The organism is Robertmurraya mesotrionivorans (assembly GCF_050971805.1).
Classification (GTDB): Bacteria; Bacillota; Bacilli; order Bacillales; family Cytobacillaceae; genus Robertmurraya_A.
The window spans coordinates 118,420-136,479 of record NZ_JBPCCH010000002.1 but is presented as its reverse complement, the minus strand read 5'-3'; the positions used below and the strand labels follow the sequence as shown (position 1 = coordinate 136,479).

The window sequence follows — 18,060 nt, the reverse complement described above, 5'->3', positions numbered from 1 at the left end:
GAATCTGGCTTTTTTTGTCTTGTGATAGTTTTTTATACGAAAGGAGTAGGGAAAAATGAGTCAGGAATTTTTAACATTAATTGATAGAGTAAGAGAGCAATCACCGTTAGTTCATAATATGACGAATGTGGTAGTCACTAATTTTGTTGCAAATGGGTTGTTAGCTCTTGGTGCTTCACCAGTTATGGCCTATGCCAAAGAAGAAGTAGCTGACATGGTAAGCATCGCGAACTCCCTTGTGCTCAATATCGGCACATTAAGGGAACCTGAAGTAGAAGCGATGATCATCGCTGGTAAAGCTGCGAATGAAAAAGGAGTTCCAGTCGTGCTTGATCCTGTTGGAGCTGGTGCAACACCATACCGCACAAATACCGTTAAACGACTTCTATCTGAAGTGAACGTTAGCATATTACGTGGAAATGCTGCCGAGGTGGCCAACGTGATTGGAGAAGAATGGCAGACACGCGGAGTTGACGTAGGAACAGGTGAAGGCAATATCGCAGATCTCGCTCGTATTGCAGCACAAAAATTACATATGACCGTTGTGGTTACCGGAAAAGACGATGTTGTTTCTGATGGTGAAGAATCGATTATTATTTCAAACGGGCATCCCCTTCTAACAAAAGTAACTGGGACTGGTTGCTTATTTTCATCAGTCGTAGGAGCGTTTGTAAGTGTTGAAACTAATCATTTACTAGCGGCTGCAGGAGCCTCAGCCTTTTATGGAGCAGTTGCTGAGCGTGCAGTTTTAGCGACAGGAGACCATCATGTAGGCACTTTCCAGATGGAATTTCTTAACCAACTTATGCTCACTTCATCCTCTGATGTGGTAGACCTTGCCAAAGTGTATTCAAAAGTCACAACCATATAAGGAGCATAGGGAAAATGGAATTTCTAAAACTGTATTTTATTATGGGCAGTCAAGATTGCATGGATCGAACACCTGAAGAAACGTTAGCTTTAGCGATTGAAGGTGGAATAACGTGCTTTCAATACCGAGAAAAAGGGAGCAATTCTCTTGGAGAGATAGAGAAGTACGAGCTTGGAAAAAAACTACGAGAACTCTGCGCGAAACATAGGATACCATTTATCGTCAATGATGATTTACCACTCGCTATTGCTCTTGATGCTGATGGAGTTCATGTTGGCCAGGACGATGAAAATGCAAAATATGTGAGAGAGACAATCGGTCCTAACAAAATTCTTGGTGTATCAACTCATACGGTTGAAGAGGGACTTCAAGCTGTTCGAGACGGAGCTGATTACTTAGGAATTGGACCGATGTATCCTACGATTTCAAAAGAGGATACCGAAAAACAACAAAACTTGGATATCTTTTCTGAATTTCGTAACGCAGGAATCTCTCTGCCTCTTGTTGCGATTGGTGGAATTAATTCTGTCAACGGAGAAACCGTTATGAAAGCAGGAGCAAATGGCCTAGCGATCATTTCCGATATTTGTCGAACCAGTCATATCCAACAGCATACCAAGCTTTTACGTAGATTAGTTGATGAATTTTAGTCAAAGAGAGGTCATTCACTATGGTAAATAAGGCATTAACCATTGCAGGTTCAGATAGTGGTGGAGGGGCTGGCATACAGGCCGATCTGAAGACATTTCAAGAACTAGATGTGTACGGAATGTCAGTGATAACAGCTGTAACCGCACAAAACACAACAGGGGTACAAGGTGTCTATAGTGTTCTTTTGGAAGGAATTAAAGAACAACTCCAATCGATTGCTGAAGATTTGCGTCCAGATGCGATCAAAACCGGGATGTTATTTAACAGTGACACCATTGAGGCGGTTGCGAGATTTATAGAATTTTATGAGATGAAACACATCGTCGTAGATCCGGTGATGATTGCAAAAGGTGGAGCTTCACTTTTACAAAACGAAGCAGTAAAAGCATTAAAAGAAAAATTACTGCCACTCGCGACTATCGTTACTCCAAATATTCCCGAAGCAGAGGTGCTTACAGGAATAAAAATTGAGACGATGGATGACCGAAAGCAAGCAGCAAAATTGCTTCATGTCATGGGTGCTGAATCTGTCATGATTAAGGGCGGCCATGATCAAGGAAGTGAAGAAATGATTGATCTTTTATATGATGGACAGCAATTTCACACCTTTACTTCGAGTCGTATTTCCACAAAAAATACTCATGGCACAGGCTGTACCTTTTCCGCTGCGATAACCGCACAACTCGCAAAAGGAAGCCCGGTTGTTCAAGCGGTGCAAGTGGCAAAAGACTTTATACAGGCAGCCATTGAGGATGATCTAAACATTGGATCCGGTCACGGTCCAACCAATCATTGGGCTTACAAACGAAATAAAGCAAAAATCGGAATCAAATAAAATACAAAATTAGCTAGGGGTGCCTTAAGGCTGAGAGGAAACTTTCCAACCCTTGAACCTGATTTGGTTAGAACCAACGTAGGGAAGCAATCATTTTGCGTGAGCTCTATTATGAGGAAGAGCTCCATGTAAGAATGTGAAGACTTGCCAAGATTGGTAAGTCTTTTTTGTTATCCAAAACAAACCTATAGGAGGAACCACAATGACCGACTTATTAACGATTGGAAACACACAGCTACATAACCGTCTACTAACAGGAACAGGCAAATTTTATAATCACAAGCTAATGAAAGAAGCACTAACTCAATCCGGTTCACAGGTTGTTACTGTCGCTTTAAGACGAGTCGACTTGAATGCTACTGGAGAAGAGAACATTCTAGAAGACATTCCTAAAGACATGATTTTACTTCCGAACACATCGGGAGCAAGAACCGCAGACGAAGCGGTTCGAATTGCACGACTTGCAAGAGCAGCCGGTATGGGTAATTGGATTAAAATCGAAGTCATTTCCGACCAAAAGTACTTGCTTCCCGACAATTACGAAACGGCTAAGGCAACTGACATCCTAGCGAATGAAGGGTTTGTCGTTCTACCTTATATGAGCCCTGACTTAATGGCAGCAAAAGCGATGCAAAATGCTGGAGCAGCAGCCATCATGCCACTTGGATCTCCGATCGGTTCAAATCGAGGAATTCGGACGAAGGAACTGATCCAAATTTTAATAGAAGAAATAGAGCTTCCAATCATTGTTGATGCAGGAATCGGAAAGCCATCTGAAGCAGCCGAAGCGATGGAAATGGGGGCAGCCGCTGTACTGGTAAATACAGCCATTTCTACAGCAAAGGATCCCGTTGAAATGGCCATCGCCTTTGATCTAGCAGTCAAGGCTGGAAGGAAAGCCTACCTAAGTGGAGTAGGACCGACGACAACGACAGCACAAGCGTCATCTCCATTAACAGGATTTTTAGGGTAGGTGAGTGAAATGTCATTTTATGATGAATATGTAAAAATAAAAAATTACCCATTTGACGACTTTTTTTCCTCCATCACCACTCAAGACGTAAAAAAGGTTTTGCAAAAAGAGAGACTTCATACAGAAGACTTTTTAATTCTTTTATCTCCAGCAGCTGAAAATTGTTTAGAAGAAATGGCACAAATCGCTCATAACCGTACCGTACAGCATTTTGGACGTACGATTCAATTATACGCACCACTATATTTAACCGATTATTGTGTGAACAAATGTACGTACTGCAGCTTTAGTATCGATAACGACTTTCCACGTAGAAAACTGACATTGTCTGAAATTGAAGAAGAATCGAAGGCGCTTGTCAAAATGGGTTTACGCCATATTATCCTGCTAACGGGAGAATCTCGCCTACATTCCTCAGTCGATTATTTGTGTGAAACGATTGATGTGATGAAAAAGTATTTTTCTTCTTTATCCATTGAGATACAGCCATTAGACACTGAAGAGTACCGAACACTTGTTGCTCGTGGTATTGATGGATTAACCGTATATCAAGAGGTGTACAACGAAGAAATCTATAAAGAGCATCACTTAAAGGGACCGAAACGGAATTATCGCTATCGACTAGATGCACCAGAAAGAGGTGCTCAAGCTGGCATGAGATCCGTCAATATCGGAGCACTACTAGGAATGGATGAGTGGAGAAAGGAAGTCTTTTTCACTGGACTTCATGGTCATTATTTACAAAGAAATTATCTTGAAACGGATATTGCTCTATCATTTCCTCGAATTCGGCCAAACCTTGGTGGCTTTCAACCAAAGGTTGATGTAACAGATAAAAATTTGGTTCAAGCAATGCTAGCATCCCGTTTATTTTTACCACGTGCAGGTATGACTCTATCAACGAGAGAAAGCGCGGATCTAAGACGTCACTTACTTCCATTGGGAGTGACCAAAATGTCTGCCGCCTCATCAACCGTTGTTGGGGGCTATGCCAATAAAGAACACACACATAGCCAATTTGAAATATCGGACAAAAGAAGTGTGGCTGAGGTAAAGGAATCATTAAGAGAACTTGGCTACCAACCTGTCGTAAAAGATTGGGAGATACTGACACATTCATCATAAGGAGAGCCACATCATGCACTATGAAGATATCAAGCAAAGAATTCTCACTTTTATTGAAGATGAAGAAAGAGATTCATTTGATTCATTAGCTTTACAGGTTTTCGCCTATCAGTACGAAAATAATCGTATTTACAGGAAGTTTTGTCGATCAAGAAAGATTAACCCATCGATGGTTGAATCGTATCAGCAAATTCCTCCTGTACCAGTAAGTGCTTTTAAGGAGGCCGACATTGCTTGTACACCGATTGAAGAGGCGGAGACGTATTTTCAAACAAGCGGAACGACAAGTGGAAATCAAGGGAGAAATTTTCACCGTGACTTAGAGGTGTGGACTTCTTCAATGAAAACTCATTTTGAAGAAAATATCATGAAAGACAAGAACCTAGTGAAAATGGCTATACTATTTCCGAATCCAACGGAAATGCCAAATTCCTCTCTGTCACAGTATTTGTATACAGCCATTCGCAACTACGGAACAGAGGAGAGTGTTTATATCGCTAGCAATGGAGCTTATGATTTCGAAAAGCTTGTCTCGTTCATTGAAGAATCTGAACGTACAAACACCCCTGTATATTTGTTAGGGGCTACGTTTTCCTTTATCCATTTTGTTGAGTACACGAAAGACAAAAACCTCCGATTTCAATTACCAAAAGGAAGCCGTTTAATGGATACAGGTGGTTCTAAGGGTCGAGCCATCGAAATGAGTTCAGATCAATTTAAACAAATGGTGGCAGAAGCGTTTAACTTACCCGTTGAGGATTGTGTGAACATGTATGGAATGACTGAACTAAGCTCCCAGTTCTACGATCAAAACGGATCTGGTCGACAAAAAGCCCCTCATTGGGTAAGAACAGTTGTCATCAATCCGGAAAATGGTTTGTGTGTACAAGATGGAGAGCGAGGAATTCTCGTTCATTATGATTTAGCCAACTTCCATTCGGTCCTTGGGGTTATGGCGGAGGACTTGGGGATTGCAGAAAAAGATGGATTTTACTTGTTAGGAAGAAGCGAAGGGGCAGAAGCAAAGGGCTGTTCCCTCGCCGTAGAGCAGTTTCGTAACGGAGTAAGTAAATGGAACTAAAAATTGGTTGTGTCCCAAGCATGATCTCACCATCTTATGAAGAACGTACGTTTGATTCTCTAACACTTCTTGTACCAAAACTTACGTGTGAGGAACTGAAACAAGTCGTTTTACATCTAAGACAGCAGCAACTAAAGCTACAAGCACGGAAAACGAATGACATTATTGACATCCTTGACCAAGCCATTCAACTCTGGCTTGACCCGAACTATCACTATAGAAAACTAGCGGAAGAGCTTCTTCCAATTGTAACGGGATATGACTCGGAAATGATACGTGTGTTTTTAGATTCGTATTTACGTTCCTTTCGTAAAGAAAAGCTGCAAAGAATGGTAGAGGTGGATTTCCCCAATCCTCTCGTCCTTGACGGCTTTCGTCCACGTTCATCAGGAGGCTTAACAAGAGCATATGGACCAGAGCTCATTACGCATGTATTTTCCGGAAATGTTCCTGCCTTGCCGCTATGGAGTTTAGTGAGTAGTCTTTTAGTTAAGTCTAGTACACTTGGGAAGCTCTCCTCCTCCGAGCCTTTGTTTCCTTCTCTGTTTGTTGAAACATTGAGAGAGATTGACAGAGACTTAGCGGAATCAATCGCCATCATTTGGTGGAAAGGTGGAGAAGAAGAATTAGAGAGTATAGCATTCTCTTCGTCAGAAGCAGTGATCGCATATGGAAGCGAGAAGTCCATTGATTCTATTAGAAAAAAAGTTCCACCTCACGTCAATCTACATGCACATGGACATAAACTAAGTGCTGGCTTTATAGCAAAAGGCTGCTTACAGCGTGTTCTCGTAACCGAAACTGCCAGGAGGGCTGCGAAGGATGCTTCTCAATTTGATCAACAAGCCTGTCTTTCTCCTCATGTCTTTTTTGTCGAGGAAAAGGGGAATGTCTCGGTACGTGAATTTGCTAGTTTGCTAGCGCAAGAAATGAATAATTATGAGGTGAAAATGCCAAGAGCTAGATTAAGCGAACAGGAAAATCAAGCGATCATTCAGACTCGCTCAACCTTTCAATTTCAAGCCTTTCAAACGAAAGATATAGCACTTTTCGAAAGCGAGAAAAGTACTTCTTGGACGGTTGTTTACGATAAGAAAGCTACTTCGTTTCCGATATCGCCATTAAACCGCTTTGTGTATGTGATTCCCGTTCAGTCCATTGTCGATGTACCTTCCTATCTTAATGAAATACGAGGATTATTACAAACCGTTGGGGTCGCCTGCACTCCAAACAACTTTCGTTCCATCATAGAAGTGCTCGGTCAATGTGGAGTCAATCGACTTACCTTTCTAGGCAGAATGGGAGAACCAGAACCTGGTTGGCATCATGATGGCAGACCTCATTTAGCCGATTTGGTTCGTTGGGTCGACGTGGAGGCTAGCATAGAAATCGAAATGGATGCGTATGATCCGAACCGAATATAAGGGGAGAATGGAAATGCAGCCACCATATATACAATTAAAAGAGATTGGTCTTACCTATGACAAAGATCAAAAGGATACAATCCGTCAATTTTCCCTTGATATGAAGGAAGGGGAATTCATCAGCATCGTTGGAAAAAGTGGCTGCGGAAAAACGAGTCTGCTCCAAATGATTGCAGGAATGCAAAAGCCTACCACTGGAATGATTACAATAGGCGGACATGAGGTGAAAGAACCGGTCGAAGAGCTTTCATACGTTTTTCAAAAACCTATTTTGCTAGAATGGAAGACGATCTTGGAAAATGTCGTACTTCCACTCCAGTTAAAGAGAAAATTGACAGAAAAAGATATGCATAAGGCAAAGGAAATGCTAGATCGTGTCGGACTTACGGATGCGATTCATAAATTTCCATATGAGTGTTCGGGAGGAATGCAGTCAAGAGTGGCAATCGTACGAGCTTTACTTGATAAGCCACGAATCCTTTTGATGGACGAACCATTTTCTGCACTAGATTCTTTTACCAAGGATCAGTTACATGTTCAACTTAATGAATTAATCAATACGTACAAACCAACCGTATTATTTGTCACTCATGATCTGCAGGAAGCATTTTTCCTGTCTGACCGGATTATTCTTCTAGGTGGGGAACCTGGAAGAATTCTTCAAGAGTACCAAGTACCGTTTACTCGACCACGACAGAAGTCTATTTTATTTGATCAGTCTTTTTTCAACTTTCAGCAAGATATGAATGAGAGGCTTCAACTATGAAGAAAATCTATCTATATTCGACTCTACTATTTATTTCCTTGCTTATTTTGTGGGAGATGATTGTAAAGGTGAAGAAAATATCACCGTTAATTTTACCCACACCAACAACGATTGCAGAAAATCTTTTCACCCTGTTACTTAGTGGGTATTTTCTGCCACATATTTTCACAACCCTAGTTGAAATTATTAGCGGATTTTTTGTAGGTGCTCTCATCGGAATCGGGCTAGGCCTATTGGTTTCACAGTCGAACACCCTTCGACTTGTTCTGAAGCCTTATATTATCGCAACACAAGCGATGCCAAAAGTCGCTTTAGCTCCGCTTCTCATTCTATGGTTTGGGTACGGATATACGCCAAAGATTTTGATTGTCGCATTAATCAGCTTCTTTCCTTTATTTGAAAGTACCATAACGGGCTTATTAGTAGTCGACAAGGACCGGTTAGCCCTTTTTCAGCTATTAAAAGCAAGCAAATGGCAAACCTTGTGGAGACTGCAGCTACCGACTGCCATCCCTTACTTGCTTTCGGGTATGAGGGTGGCGCTTGTCCTTAGTGTGGTTGGAGCGGTTGTTAGTGAGTTTATCGGTGCGAATAAGGGATTGGGTGCGTTAATTATCGTGGCACAAGGAATGATGGATACGCCATTATTATTTTCTGCCTTTATCCTTTTAACAACTATTGGCATTCTTTTGTACGCTTCGATATATGCCGTCGAACATCTTTTTTTAAGAAAATATACAACTTATCGGAGGAAAAACTCGTGAAATTCACTAAATTATTACTACCTATTTTACTAGTTTTAACAGTCATAGTAGCAGGTTGTTCAAAGGAAAGTAGTCAACCAATGGAAACGGAAAAACAAATGGAAACGATTCGAATGGCCTCATGGAGCAAACCAATTGTCGAACAGAGCAACTTATATGTGGCTGAGGAAAAAGGTTTTTTTGAAAAAGAAAATCTAACATTTGAATACATACCTGGTGCTGGTGGAGGAGATGCGGTTAAGAACATCCTGGCTGGAAATGCTGATATTGCTTTCGCAAACCTAGAAGCCGTCCTGTTAGCAGCCGAAAAAGGCGAAAAATTGAAGATCATTTATAATATTTATCCTGAAAACGTATTTAACTTGGTTTCCTTAAAGGAAAGCAATATCCAATCGATAGAGGATTTAAAAGGAAAAAACGTCGGTGTTTATAGCCTAGCAAGTGGGACATATCAAAATTTACAAGTGCTTTTGCATGACGCAGGGGTGAAGGAAGAGGAAATAACCGTAACGGCAACAGGTGTTCTTAATTTTGCTCCCTTAATGGAAGGACAAGTGGCTGCAACTGCTGCTACAGATACCGGTTTATATGACGCCAAGCAAAAGGGCTTAGGCGAAGTAAATATCGTTGAAGTGAAAGATGTACTAAATACTCCATCTGATGTGTTTGTTGTTACTGAAAAGGTGTTTAACGAAAAGAAAGAGCTGCTTATCCGTTTTCTCCAGGCCTATAAAGATAGCATAGAGTATACGATGGAAAATCCAGATGAGGCGGCTGATATTGCAACGAAGCATGCAGTGGACGGTACCGATGTCACACGAAACAAAGAGATTATTGCTATTAGAAACCAAACAAGTAAGAACAACAAAGGACTCGGTATGTTCGACTTTACTGTATTAAAAGAGGTTGAAGCGTCTTACGTAGAAATGGGTTTATTACAAAAAACGGTCAATATTGAAGACCTTACAACGAACGAACTTGTTGAGCAGCTGAAGTAAGGGGTGTTGATGTGAATCTCTCATTAGCAGGAAGGGTATGTGTTATCACGGGCTCAAGCCGAGGCATTGGAGCTGCATTTGCTGAAAGCTTCGCCTCCGAAGGGTGTCATGTAGTTATCAATTATTTAAAAAATGCAGAAAAGGCAGAAATACTTGCGGAAAAATTACAAAAAGAATATGGAGTGGACTGTCTAGCGATTCAAGCGGATGTTACGAATGAAAACGATGTAAAAAGATTAATTAGCATGGTAATGGATGAGTTTGATCGGATCGACATCGTAGTTAATAATGCCCTCTATGGATACCTGTTTGATCCTACAGAAAGAAAATGGGCATGGGAAGTAGAGTGGGATGATTATCAAAGGCAAATCGATGGTTCGTTAAAGGGGACCTATCTTATGTGTAAATACTCGATACCGCATATGAAAGACATCAACTTCGGTCGAATCATTAATATGACAACCAATTTATTGTATCGCCCGATTGTACCTTACCATGACTATAACACAGCCAAGGGAGCAGTCATGACCTATTCACAAAACTTAGCCGCTGATATAGGAAGGTTTGGTATTACCGTTAATTGTATTGCTCCAGGACTAGTGTACCCGACAGAAGCAAGTAAACGAACAAAGGAGGAAGTGAAATCAGTCATTGTTGCTGAGACACCACTAGGGAGAATTGCCCGACCTGAAGATATTACAGGAACGGCACTTTACTTAGCTAGCAATTGGGCACGATTTGTTACAGGTCAAACCATCATCGTTGACGGTGGATATACGATGAAATAAGGAGCGTATGATGAAAAAAGAATTGCATGTCATTTCAACAGGACAGCAAGAAAAAGCAGAAATGATCAAAATTGCCCGAAAAATTCACTCGTATGTGGATTGGATTCATTTACGAGAGAATCATCGGTCACCAGAAGAAATTCTTCACTTCATTCAAGGCATGAAAGAAGCTGATATCCCTCTTTCAAAGGTGATACTAAATGGATCGTCAAGTGTGGCGTTAGCTGGAGGAGTTGGTGGGGTGCAGCTTTCCCATAGAGGCGAAGATGTACTAATGGTAAAAAAGCATTATCCGATGTTACGAGTTGGATGCTCCGTACATTCGCTCAGTGAAGCTTTGGAAAAAGAAAAAAGGGGTGCCGATTTCTTACTATTTGGCCATGTTTACGAAAGTACTTCTAAGCCTGGACTGCGTCCTCGTGGTCTGTATGCTTTACAAGAAATCACTGCCTACGTAGCTATTCCTGTCATTGCAATCGGGGGAATGGTCCCTTCAAATGTAAAGGACGTACTTACGGCAGGTGCTAGTGGAGTGGCTGTCTTATCGGGTATTTTTGGAGCGGATGATCCAGTAAGAGCTGCTGTCAGTTATCATAAAGAACTTGAGGTGATTGCTAGATGATTATTTACGTTAATGGAAAAGAAACATTATTAGGAACAGGAACAAATACAATCATGACACTAATTGAATCTTACGAGCTGAATCCAAAGGTTGTCATTGTAGAACGGAACAAAGACATCGTTGCAAAAGATAGCTATGACTCAATGATACTTGAACATGGGGATCACATTGAACTCGTACATTTTGTTGGGGGAGGTTGATATTTTGAACGACCGTTACTCGAGACAGGAGCTTTTTTCACCAATAGGGAAAGAAGGTCAAAAACAAATACAGCAATCACACGCATTAATTATTGGTGCAGGTGCATTAGGAACAGCACTTGCTGAATCTCTCACACGAGCAGGGATAGGAAAACTGACCATTGTCGACCGCGATTACGTCGAATGGAGTAATCTTCAACGCCAACAGCTATATAGTGAATCAGACGCTCGTGATCGGATCCCGAAGGCTGTGGCAGCAAAAAAACGGCTGCAAGATATTAACTCTGATGTTGAAGTGGTTTCACATGTTATGGATGTAAGCATCGAAGAGATGGAACAGTTAATCGTTGGAGTGGATCTTATTTTAGATGCAACCGATAATTTTGACACAAGACTGCTCATCAATGATATGTCACAAAAAGCGAACCTTCCGTGGATTTATGGAGCATGTGTGGGGAGCTATGGGTTGTCTCTTACCATTATTCCTGGAAAAACACCGTGCTTGCAATGTTTGTTAGATAGTATTCCTCTAGGTGGAATGACCTGTGACACAGCAGGCATCATTTCACCCGCAGTTCAAATCGTCGTTGCACACCAAGTAACAGAAGCACTCAAGCTTCTTACTGGAAATCTAGCAGCACTTAGAGGCTCTCTTTATTCGTTTGATCTATGGCTGAATTCATCGTCATCGATTTCTGTAGAAAAAATGAAAAAAGATGATTGTCCGTCTTGCGGAAAGACTCCAATCTATCCGTATTTAGATAAAACCAATTCAACAAAAACAGCCGTGTTATGCGGAAGAAATACCGTACAAATTCGACCGGCGGCGAACACAAGTTTAAATCTTGAAACACTTGCTAATCGATTAAAACCCTACGGCCAAGTGAGTAAAAATCATTATTTACTGTCCCTAACTAAGGGAGAACACCGACTTGTTTTCTTTACAGATGGACGTGTGCTTATTCATGGAACAAAGGATATTGCAGAAGCAAAAAAGCTGTATTATCAGTTTGTAGGATAAAAGAGGAAGGAGGGGTCCCAGTTTTTTGAACAGGACCCCTATAAAAGAATTAGATTCCATCACTGTTCGGTCACATTCACATTTCTTACCGAAAATTCGGTTTTCTTTTTCTCTTTTGTTAAAACAAATACATCTATTTGTGATGTTTCACTCTCAAGCACAAAGTCTAGTTCCTTCACGCTCCAATTGCTCGTTAATGGGACCTCCAGTTCCTTTTCTTTTAAAAATTTGCCTCTAGCATCTGTTTCTTCGATCTTTAAAATGACCGGGTCTGTTCCTTTGACTTCCACTTGAAATAAGATGTTTTTGGTTTCAAAATCTTTAGAAGTGGCAACAATTCCTTCTCCGGCCTTGAATCCTTCTGTTTTAATGAGAAATTCTTTGTTTTGACCCTCTTGAACCGCAGCCCCTACACCAAGTAACGGCATGCTCTTCATTTCCTTCGCAGTAATACTTGGGCTATTTACCACAAAAGCGAGCAAGATTACCAGAAACACATGCATCGTTTTTTTCATAGCTTCATCCTCCTATTTGGTTACCGCATCTAATTTACTGAGAGTTACTGGCCCTGCAATCCCATCAGCTTTTAATTTATATTTCTTTTGAAACGCAATGACGGCATTTCTTGTTGCTGCATCGTACGTGCCATGTGAATTCCCTCTGTACACACCATTTTTCTTTAACTTGTTTTGCATATCCGTTACAGCCGAACCTTTTGAACCAGAACGTAAGGTTGGGTACTTTTTAACAGGCGCAGCAGCAGGTTTTGGTACGGTAGCAAATTGGGTTGGGGCAATTACGGCATCAAGCTTTGACAAAGTAGCAGGTCCTGCGATACCGTCCGCTTTTAGCTTGTATTTTTTCTGAAAGGCAATAACAGCATTACGCGTACTTGTATCGTACTTACCATGCACACTTCCTTTATAAATGCCAGCTTTCTTAAGTTTATTTTGCATATCTGTAACGGCTGAGCCACTTGATCCTACACGAAGGGTTGGATATTTTTTTGCTGGTGCTGCTACGACAGGTGCCGGTGCTCTTGGGGGCGTTACGGCTGGTTTTGGTGCTGGAGCAGGTGCGGGTGCCGGTGTTGTTGGCACTGGAGCAGAGACTGCTCTGGGTGTATTTGCAGCTGGTTCACTAGTTACTGGTTGTTGAGTGGTAGGCTCGGATTGCAAGCTTTTTACTTTCAATGCTTGTCCTATAAAAATGGCATCTGCTGTTAATTGATTCCATGCTTTCAGCTCGTCAACGGTCATTTTGTAAGTAGTTGCAATTTTCCATAGCGTGTCCCCAGATTGAACGATATGTGTAACGGCAGAAGAAGGAGCCGTACTTCCTGTTTGCTCTTTTGGCTGAGTTTCACTAACTGGAGAAACTTCCAGCTGTCCATCATGCGCTAACCATGTGCGATACGATTGCCAAATGGATGAGCTTTCTTGTCCTAGGCTCCAGCTTCCCGAACCCTTAATATTATATTTATGGATTAACTGTAATTTTGCTTTAATCGACTCATGATTTTCATACCAAATATGATACGTACCAGCAGTAAGAGTATTGCCAGCAATGGTCATGGTTGGGTCTCCTGGTTTAATCGTAATCGTTGCTTTAGGGGATTGTGATGCTTCATCATAGGTTACCGTACCGCCATATTTGGCGAGCATTTCGTCAACCCGGTGATTTGAAATACCCGCTCCACCTGTCGCTTCACCTTCTTTCCAGTATCGGCCATAGAACGGAATACCTAGAACGATTTTATCGGCAGCAACTCCTTGATTCAAAGAATATTGGATAGAACGTTCCACCCAGCCGTAACTTGCGACAGGTCCTTGAGGGCCACCGGCATAGCTTTCATCATAAGCCATAATCATTAAATAACTGGAATATTTTGCAAGCTCTTTGTAGTCATAGGACCCATGCCAACCTTTTGTCCATCCGTTCGGGTTAGCAGCAACAGCTACCGAAACCTCCTTGTTTGCAGGAAGTTTTTCCCGTAACAAGCGGACCAAGTCTGTGTAGGCTTCACGATCGATATCTGTCACATTTTCAATATCCACCTGTACTCCATCAAGATTATTTTTCACAATAAACTCGGCAATTTGAGAAGATAATTTTTCACGGTTGCTAAGCGCCTGCCGTCCTAGGGTTCGATCCCAATGATTACTTAAAAAGGGGACGACTTTTATGCCACGAGCGTGCATTTGAGTAACAAAAGCCGCATCAAATTGAGAAGTAATTTTGAGCGATCCGTCCGCATTCAAATCAAAATAGCTCGGGGACACCTGACTTAAGTTTCCTTGTGTTTTATCAACTTGCGAAATATAAGAGCTCGTATTTCCAAAATACAAATAACTCATGTTAAAAGTGACTTCATGTGCGGAAGTTTTTAATGAAGGGAAGTTAGCAAGAATCATAGCACCCGAAACAACGAGAACCCTCGCAATCTTTAAACCAGGGAATTGCTTTTTAACAAAACCTTTCGCTGAGTGCTGGAGATTATCGTTTTCCTCACCAATTTCCGAACTAAACTCAGATAGTAAATTTTGTTTATCTAAATGCATATGTACAATAGCTATAATCTGACCGTCGTGTTCTTTTAGTTCAATCTGAGAAAATTCATACATCGTCTTGATCACCACCTGGTGTTAGTATGTTCCATCTGCTATTTAATCATCAAAAATACATAACCGAGAACGAAAGGTTTCTTGATATAATGAAGCTATAAAGAAGTTCAAGAGGGGAGAGGACCGAATGATGATTCGTAAAGCCTTACCAGCGGATGCAAAGGGCATCGCCAAAGTTCATGTTGATAGCTGGCGAACCACTTATAAGCATATTTTCCCTGAAGATTACCTACAATCACTAACGTATGAAAGTCACGAAGAATTATGGAATGGTGTCATCCCTAACGGATATGTATATGTCGCTGAAAATCATCAAGGGGAGATCATTGGCTTTTCATCAGGTGGTAAAGAAAGAACAGGAGACTACCCAGGGTATGAGGGAGAATTATATGCGATTTACCTTCTGCAGGAGTACCAAGGGAAAGGGATTGGACGCCAACTAGTGAAGCCGTTAATTGAACAGTTCACTAATGATGGAATTGGTTCAATGACGGTGTTGGTATTGGAGGAGAATCCTTCAAAGCATTTTTATCAATCACTCGGAGCGATAGAAATTGACCGACTACAAGATACATTGGTTGGGAAAGAAGTAATTGAGCTTGTATATGGTTGGAAAGACTTATCAATAATCTTATAAAGGATGTGTGTGGCTACTAGCCATACACGTCCTTTTTTTGAGGTTGCATATTTAAAATTGTAATCTAAACCCTTTCCGTTGAAAATAAATACAACAATATCCCATAGAGGAGAATAATTATATGAAACCATCAGTTTGTATTATTGGTGCAGGAATGGGTGGGTTAACCGCCGGTGCCTTTCTAGCCAAAAATGGATTTGACGTTACCATACTTGAAAAAGCGACAAGCGTAGGAGGTTCTGCGGGATTTTATACGAGAAAAGAAAGACGATTTCCAACTGGAGCTACCGTTGCATTTGGACTGGAGGAAGATGGTGTACTTAACAAATTACTGAATGAGCTCAATATTCATCCACCGACAATGGAGCTTCTTCACCCGATGGATGTGATTTTACCAGATCGAAAGGTTTCGATTTACAAAGACAAAATGCGATGGGAAAGAGAATTACAAATGAGGTTCTCAGAAAGGGAAAGGGACGTTCTATTATTTTGGAAAAAACTTGAACAGATCGGGGAAGACGTTCTATCAGTCACAAAAAGTGAAGTTTCTTTGCCTATACAACGAATGTATGATCTAGGAAGTTTTCCCTCATTTGCCTTAAAAAACCCTTTATCAGTAACAAGGCTTGCTAAGTATGCGTCATGGACCGTTGAGAAGCTATTAAAAACATATAATCTGCATACCTATCTCCCGTTAAGACAGTTTCTTGATGCGCAGTTGATTGATGCCGTTCAAACTGATGTATCAGAAGCCGCACTGTTGCCTTCCAGTGTAGCATTAACCATCTATAGGAAAGGAAGTTTCACCATTGAAAATGGAATTGGACAACTTTGCGAACTACTGAAGGACTATATTATCCAATTAGATGGTCATGTGTATCTTTCTTCTCCCTTGACAAAAGTACAATTTAATCAAACTAATAAGTTATGGCAAGTGGAAAGTAGAAAATGCAACGAATCATTCTCCACCATCATCAATAACTCCGGAATCTCTTTTGGTAATAGCACATCCTATGAAGATAGTGATTTCTCATGGGGTGCTTTTCGAATTGATGCCACTTTGAGGAAAGAGGTGGCTAATCAATTACAGGGAAACGCACTTCCGTGTGCATTCCAAATTGTTTCCGACAATCCTCAGTTGGCAAAATATTGTCACAATCCTATTTATGCTACGATTCATGAATCCCAAAGTGGAGGGAAGGATCACTTGGGTGAAGTGTTGATGAGCATTTCTGTTCACACAGAAGATAAAAGGTGGATTCAGTTTTCAAAGGAGTCTTATAAGAAAGAAAAGGACTTTCTGATGGACCTATTAATGCAAGAAGTAGAAAAGGTTTTCCCATTCAAAAATCATCTATTATTTGCTGAAGCTGGAACACCTGTTACGTACAAAAGATTTGTCGGAAAAACAAAAGTTGGAGGTTTTCCTTTAACCGTAAAGAATGCTGTATGGAAACCAAGAAGCTTCCGTACAAAACTTCCCAATTGGTATATCGTCGGAGAACAAGCCTTTCCAGGACCAGGAACGTTATCTGCTGCAATAAGCGGATATTATGCGTCTAGAGCCATCATAAAAGAATATTCATAAAAAGGATATAAAACTCATTAAAATATTTAGTTTCGCCAACAATAAGAAATAAAGTTTTTAATGAGAGGGCGATCATAGTTGAAAATGCAAATGGATTTGACCGCAAGTGAACTAGGCTATCTTTGGTCGATGTACCAGTCCTTATCCATGAATATATGCATTCTAAAGTATTTTGACCAAATTGCAGAAGATCAAGAGATTAAGGGGTTAAATAAAGAAATTTTAGCATGTTGTCTTACCACACAAGGTGAAATAACCACGATTATGAATAATGAAGAAATTCCCATTCCTGTTGCCTTTACGGATCAAGATGTAAACTTACAAGCAGGGAAACTGTTTACAGAACCACTCATCCTTTATTATCATTGGTTTGTTTCAAAAGGGAACTTAAATTATTCATCCATTGCCTTGAATACCATTGCTCGGGAAGATATATTTGCTTTATTTAAGCGATTTAATACCGAATCTTTAGAAATATTGGATAAGGCAAGAAGTCTTCTACTCGAAAAAGGATTATGGATTCGATCACCATATATCCCGATACCAAGTGAGGTTCAATTCGTTCAAAAACAAAGCTACTTAACGAAATGGCTTGGGGAGCATCGTCCGTTGACCGGACTAGAAATTTCAATGATATTTTATAATATCTTAACAAATGAAGTAGGACTCACGGTAATGAAGGGTTTTATTTCAGTCACAGATGACGAGCCTTTTAAATCCTATATGATAAAAGGCAAAGAAATAGCTACAAAGCATAAGAACGCGTTAAGTGAGATATTTCAGAAGGAGGAAATTTCCACTCCAGGTGCGTGGAGCGTGAGTACTACTTCTTCCAATACGGCTCCTTTTTCAACAAAGCTAATGATTTCTCTTATCAATTTCTTAAACTCTCAAGGAATCGCCAACTATGGTGTGGCTTTAACAAGTTCAATGAGAAGCGATATTTTCAGAACCTTTACTAGCCTAATGGCAGATGTTGCTCGGTATACAGAAGATGGAGCGAACATTTTGATTGAACATGGATGGTTTGAATCTCCACCACAAGCCCCAAAATTAACGTAAATAAGAAACGACCACCTATATCAGGATGGT

At 40.7% G+C, this 18,060-nt stretch carries 19 protein-coding genes and 1 riboswitch; of the genes, 17 read left to right on the top strand and 2 right to left on the bottom strand.

Annotated features, from left to right (window positions below):
* Nucleotides 1-55: 55 nt before the first annotated feature.
* The 14 genes from thiM to ACRX5O_RS04700 all read left to right on the top strand — a co-directional run bounded on the left by thiM (nt 56) and on the right by ACRX5O_RS04700 (nt 12,119).
* The gene (gene thiM / locus ACRX5O_RS04765; protein WP_433904878.1) at nt 56-871 is read left to right on the top strand and encodes a hydroxyethylthiazole kinase; all 816 of its coding nucleotides are present in this window, start codon (nt 56-58) and stop codon (nt 869-871) included.
* 14 nt (nt 872-885) lie between these two features.
* The gene (gene thiE / locus ACRX5O_RS04760; RefSeq protein ID WP_433904877.1) at nt 886-1,521 is read left to right on the top strand and encodes a thiamine phosphate synthase; all 636 of its coding nucleotides are present in this window, start codon (nt 886-888) and stop codon (nt 1,519-1,521) included.
* 20 nt (nt 1,522-1,541) lie between these two features.
* Nucleotides 1,542-2,357, top strand: coding sequence for a bifunctional hydroxymethylpyrimidine kinase/phosphomethylpyrimidine kinase (gene thiD, locus ACRX5O_RS04755; protein ID WP_433904876.1), 816 nt, complete (start codon nt 1,542-1,544; stop codon nt 2,355-2,357).
* A gap of 5 nt (nt 2,358-2,362) precedes the next feature.
* Nucleotides 2,363-2,459, top strand: a riboswitch (TPP riboswitch).
* 100 nt (nt 2,460-2,559) lie between these two features.
* Nucleotides 2,560-3,330: a thiazole synthase gene (locus ACRX5O_RS04750; RefSeq protein ID WP_433904875.1), complete on the top strand. Its 771-nt coding sequence runs from the start codon at nt 2,560-2,562 to the stop codon at nt 3,328-3,330.
* Nucleotides 3,331-3,339: 9 nt separating this feature from the next.
* Entirely contained in the window at nt 3,340-4,455 is a 1,116-nt protein-coding gene (gene thiH, locus ACRX5O_RS04745) for a 2-iminoacetate synthase ThiH (protein WP_433904874.1), read from the top strand.
* A gap of 13 nt (nt 4,456-4,468) precedes the next feature.
* On the top strand, nt 4,469-5,536 hold the full coding sequence (locus ACRX5O_RS04740) for a LuxE/PaaK family acyltransferase (protein ID WP_433904873.1): 1,068 nt from the start codon (nt 4,469-4,471) through the stop codon (nt 5,534-5,536).
* A complete protein-coding gene (locus ACRX5O_RS04735) occupies nt 5,527-6,960 on the top strand; it encodes an acyl-CoA reductase (protein WP_433904872.1) in 1,434 nt (477 codons plus the stop codon). Before ACRX5O_RS04740 ends, ACRX5O_RS04735 begins: the two co-directional genes overlap by 10 nt.
* 13 nt (nt 6,961-6,973) lie before the next feature.
* Entirely contained in the window at nt 6,974-7,726 is a 753-nt protein-coding gene (locus ACRX5O_RS04730) for an ABC transporter ATP-binding protein (protein WP_433904871.1), read from the top strand.
* The gene (locus ACRX5O_RS04725; RefSeq protein ID WP_433904870.1) at nt 7,723-8,490 is read left to right on the top strand and encodes an ABC transporter permease; all 768 of its coding nucleotides are present in this window, start codon (nt 7,723-7,725) and stop codon (nt 8,488-8,490) included. The genes ACRX5O_RS04730 and ACRX5O_RS04725 overlap by 4 nt, the downstream gene beginning before the upstream one ends.
* Nucleotides 8,487-9,488 (top strand): ABC transporter substrate-binding protein, encoded by a 1,002-nt coding sequence (locus tag ACRX5O_RS04720; protein ID WP_433904869.1) that lies wholly within the window; start codon nt 8,487-8,489, stop codon nt 9,486-9,488. The genes ACRX5O_RS04725 and ACRX5O_RS04720 overlap by 4 nt, the downstream gene beginning before the upstream one ends.
* Nucleotides 9,489-9,499: 11 nt before the next feature.
* Nucleotides 9,500-10,276, top strand: coding sequence for an SDR family oxidoreductase (locus ACRX5O_RS04715; protein WP_433904868.1), 777 nt, complete (start codon nt 9,500-9,502; stop codon nt 10,274-10,276).
* Between the two features lie 10 nt (nt 10,277-10,286).
* Nucleotides 10,287-10,898, top strand: a complete 612-nt coding sequence (locus ACRX5O_RS04710; RefSeq protein WP_433904867.1) for a thiamine phosphate synthase — start codon at nt 10,287-10,289, stop codon at nt 10,896-10,898.
* Nucleotides 10,895-11,098 (top strand): sulfur carrier protein ThiS, encoded by a 204-nt coding sequence (gene thiS / locus ACRX5O_RS04705; protein WP_433904866.1) that lies wholly within the window; start codon nt 10,895-10,897, stop codon nt 11,096-11,098. The genes ACRX5O_RS04710 and thiS overlap by 4 nt, the downstream gene beginning before the upstream one ends.
* 4 nt (nt 11,099-11,102) lie before the next feature.
* The gene (locus tag ACRX5O_RS04700) at nt 11,103-12,119 is read left to right on the top strand and encodes a thiazole biosynthesis adenylyltransferase ThiF (RefSeq protein WP_433904865.1); all 1,017 of its coding nucleotides are present in this window, start codon (nt 11,103-11,105) and stop codon (nt 12,117-12,119) included.
* 59 nt (nt 12,120-12,178) lie between these two features.
* Here ACRX5O_RS04700 and ACRX5O_RS04695 read toward each other — a convergent pair whose 3' ends face one another.
* Nucleotides 12,179-12,634, bottom strand: a complete 456-nt coding sequence (locus ACRX5O_RS04695; RefSeq protein ID WP_433904864.1) for a hypothetical protein — start codon at nt 12,632-12,634, stop codon at nt 12,179-12,181.
* 12 nt (nt 12,635-12,646) lie between these two features.
* Nucleotides 12,647-14,743 (bottom strand): peptidoglycan-binding protein, encoded by a 2,097-nt coding sequence (locus ACRX5O_RS04690; protein ID WP_433904863.1) that lies wholly within the window; start codon nt 14,741-14,743, stop codon nt 12,647-12,649.
* Between the two features lie 127 nt (nt 14,744-14,870).
* Between ACRX5O_RS04690 and ACRX5O_RS04685 the strand changes: the two genes are divergently transcribed.
* The 3 genes from ACRX5O_RS04685 (at nt 14,871) to ACRX5O_RS04675 (ending at nt 18,030) form a co-directional block, all read left to right on the top strand.
* Nucleotides 14,871-15,380, top strand: a complete 510-nt coding sequence (locus tag ACRX5O_RS04685) for a GNAT family N-acetyltransferase (protein WP_433904862.1) — start codon at nt 14,871-14,873, stop codon at nt 15,378-15,380.
* A 121-nt stretch (nt 15,381-15,501) separates the two neighbouring features.
* On the top strand, nt 15,502-16,968 hold the full coding sequence (locus tag ACRX5O_RS04680) for a phytoene desaturase family protein (RefSeq protein WP_433904861.1): 1,467 nt from the start codon (nt 15,502-15,504) through the stop codon (nt 16,966-16,968).
* 84 nt (nt 16,969-17,052) lie between these two features.
* Entirely contained in the window at nt 17,053-18,030 is a 978-nt protein-coding gene (locus ACRX5O_RS04675) for a DUF3231 family protein (RefSeq protein ID WP_433905195.1), read from the top strand.
* The last annotated feature ends 30 nt before the right edge of the window (nt 18,031-18,060 follow it).

Excerpts from the sequence above, each read along its gene's own strand:
- ACRX5O_RS04735 (WP_433904872.1), top strand. The coding sequence starts at position 5,527 with ATGGAACTAAAAATTGGTTGTGTCCCAAGCATGATCTCACCATCTTAT.
- ACRX5O_RS04680 (WP_433904861.1), top strand. The coding sequence starts at position 15,502 with ATGAAACCATCAGTTTGTATTATTGGTGCAGGAATGGGTGGGTTAACC.
- thiS (WP_433904866.1), top strand. The coding sequence starts at position 10,895 with ATGATTATTTACGTTAATGGAAAAGAAACATTATTAGGAACAGGAACA.
- ACRX5O_RS04710 (WP_433904867.1), top strand. The coding sequence starts at position 10,287 with ATGAAAAAAGAATTGCATGTCATTTCAACAGGACAGCAAGAAAAAGCA.
- thiM (WP_433904878.1), top strand. The coding sequence starts at position 56 with ATGAGTCAGGAATTTTTAACATTAATTGATAGAGTAAGAGAGCAATCA.
- ACRX5O_RS04730 (WP_433904871.1), top strand. The coding sequence starts at position 6,974 with ATGCAGCCACCATATATACAATTAAAAGAGATTGGTCTTACCTATGAC.
- thiH (WP_433904874.1), top strand. The coding sequence starts at position 3,340 with ATGTCATTTTATGATGAATATGTAAAAATAAAAAATTACCCATTTGAC.
- ACRX5O_RS04750 (WP_433904875.1), top strand. The coding sequence starts at position 2,560 with ATGACCGACTTATTAACGATTGGAAACACACAGCTACATAACCGTCTA.
- ACRX5O_RS04690 (WP_433904863.1), bottom strand. The coding sequence starts at position 14,743 with ATGTATGAATTTTCTCAGATTGAACTAAAAGAACACGACGGTCAGATT.
- ACRX5O_RS04695 (WP_433904864.1), bottom strand. The coding sequence starts at position 12,634 with ATGAAAAAAACGATGCATGTGTTTCTGGTAATCTTGCTCGCTTTTGTG.
- ACRX5O_RS04725 (WP_433904870.1), top strand. The coding sequence starts at position 7,723 with ATGAAGAAAATCTATCTATATTCGACTCTACTATTTATTTCCTTGCTT.
- ACRX5O_RS04675 (WP_433905195.1), top strand. The coding sequence starts at position 17,053 with ATGCAAATGGATTTGACCGCAAGTGAACTAGGCTATCTTTGGTCGATG.
- ACRX5O_RS04740 (WP_433904873.1), top strand. The coding sequence starts at position 4,469 with ATGCACTATGAAGATATCAAGCAAAGAATTCTCACTTTTATTGAAGAT.
- thiE (WP_433904877.1), top strand. The coding sequence starts at position 886 with ATGGAATTTCTAAAACTGTATTTTATTATGGGCAGTCAAGATTGCATG.
- thiD (WP_433904876.1), top strand. The coding sequence starts at position 1,542 with ATGGTAAATAAGGCATTAACCATTGCAGGTTCAGATAGTGGTGGAGGG.
- ACRX5O_RS04685 (WP_433904862.1), top strand. The coding sequence starts at position 14,871 with ATGATGATTCGTAAAGCCTTACCAGCGGATGCAAAGGGCATCGCCAAA.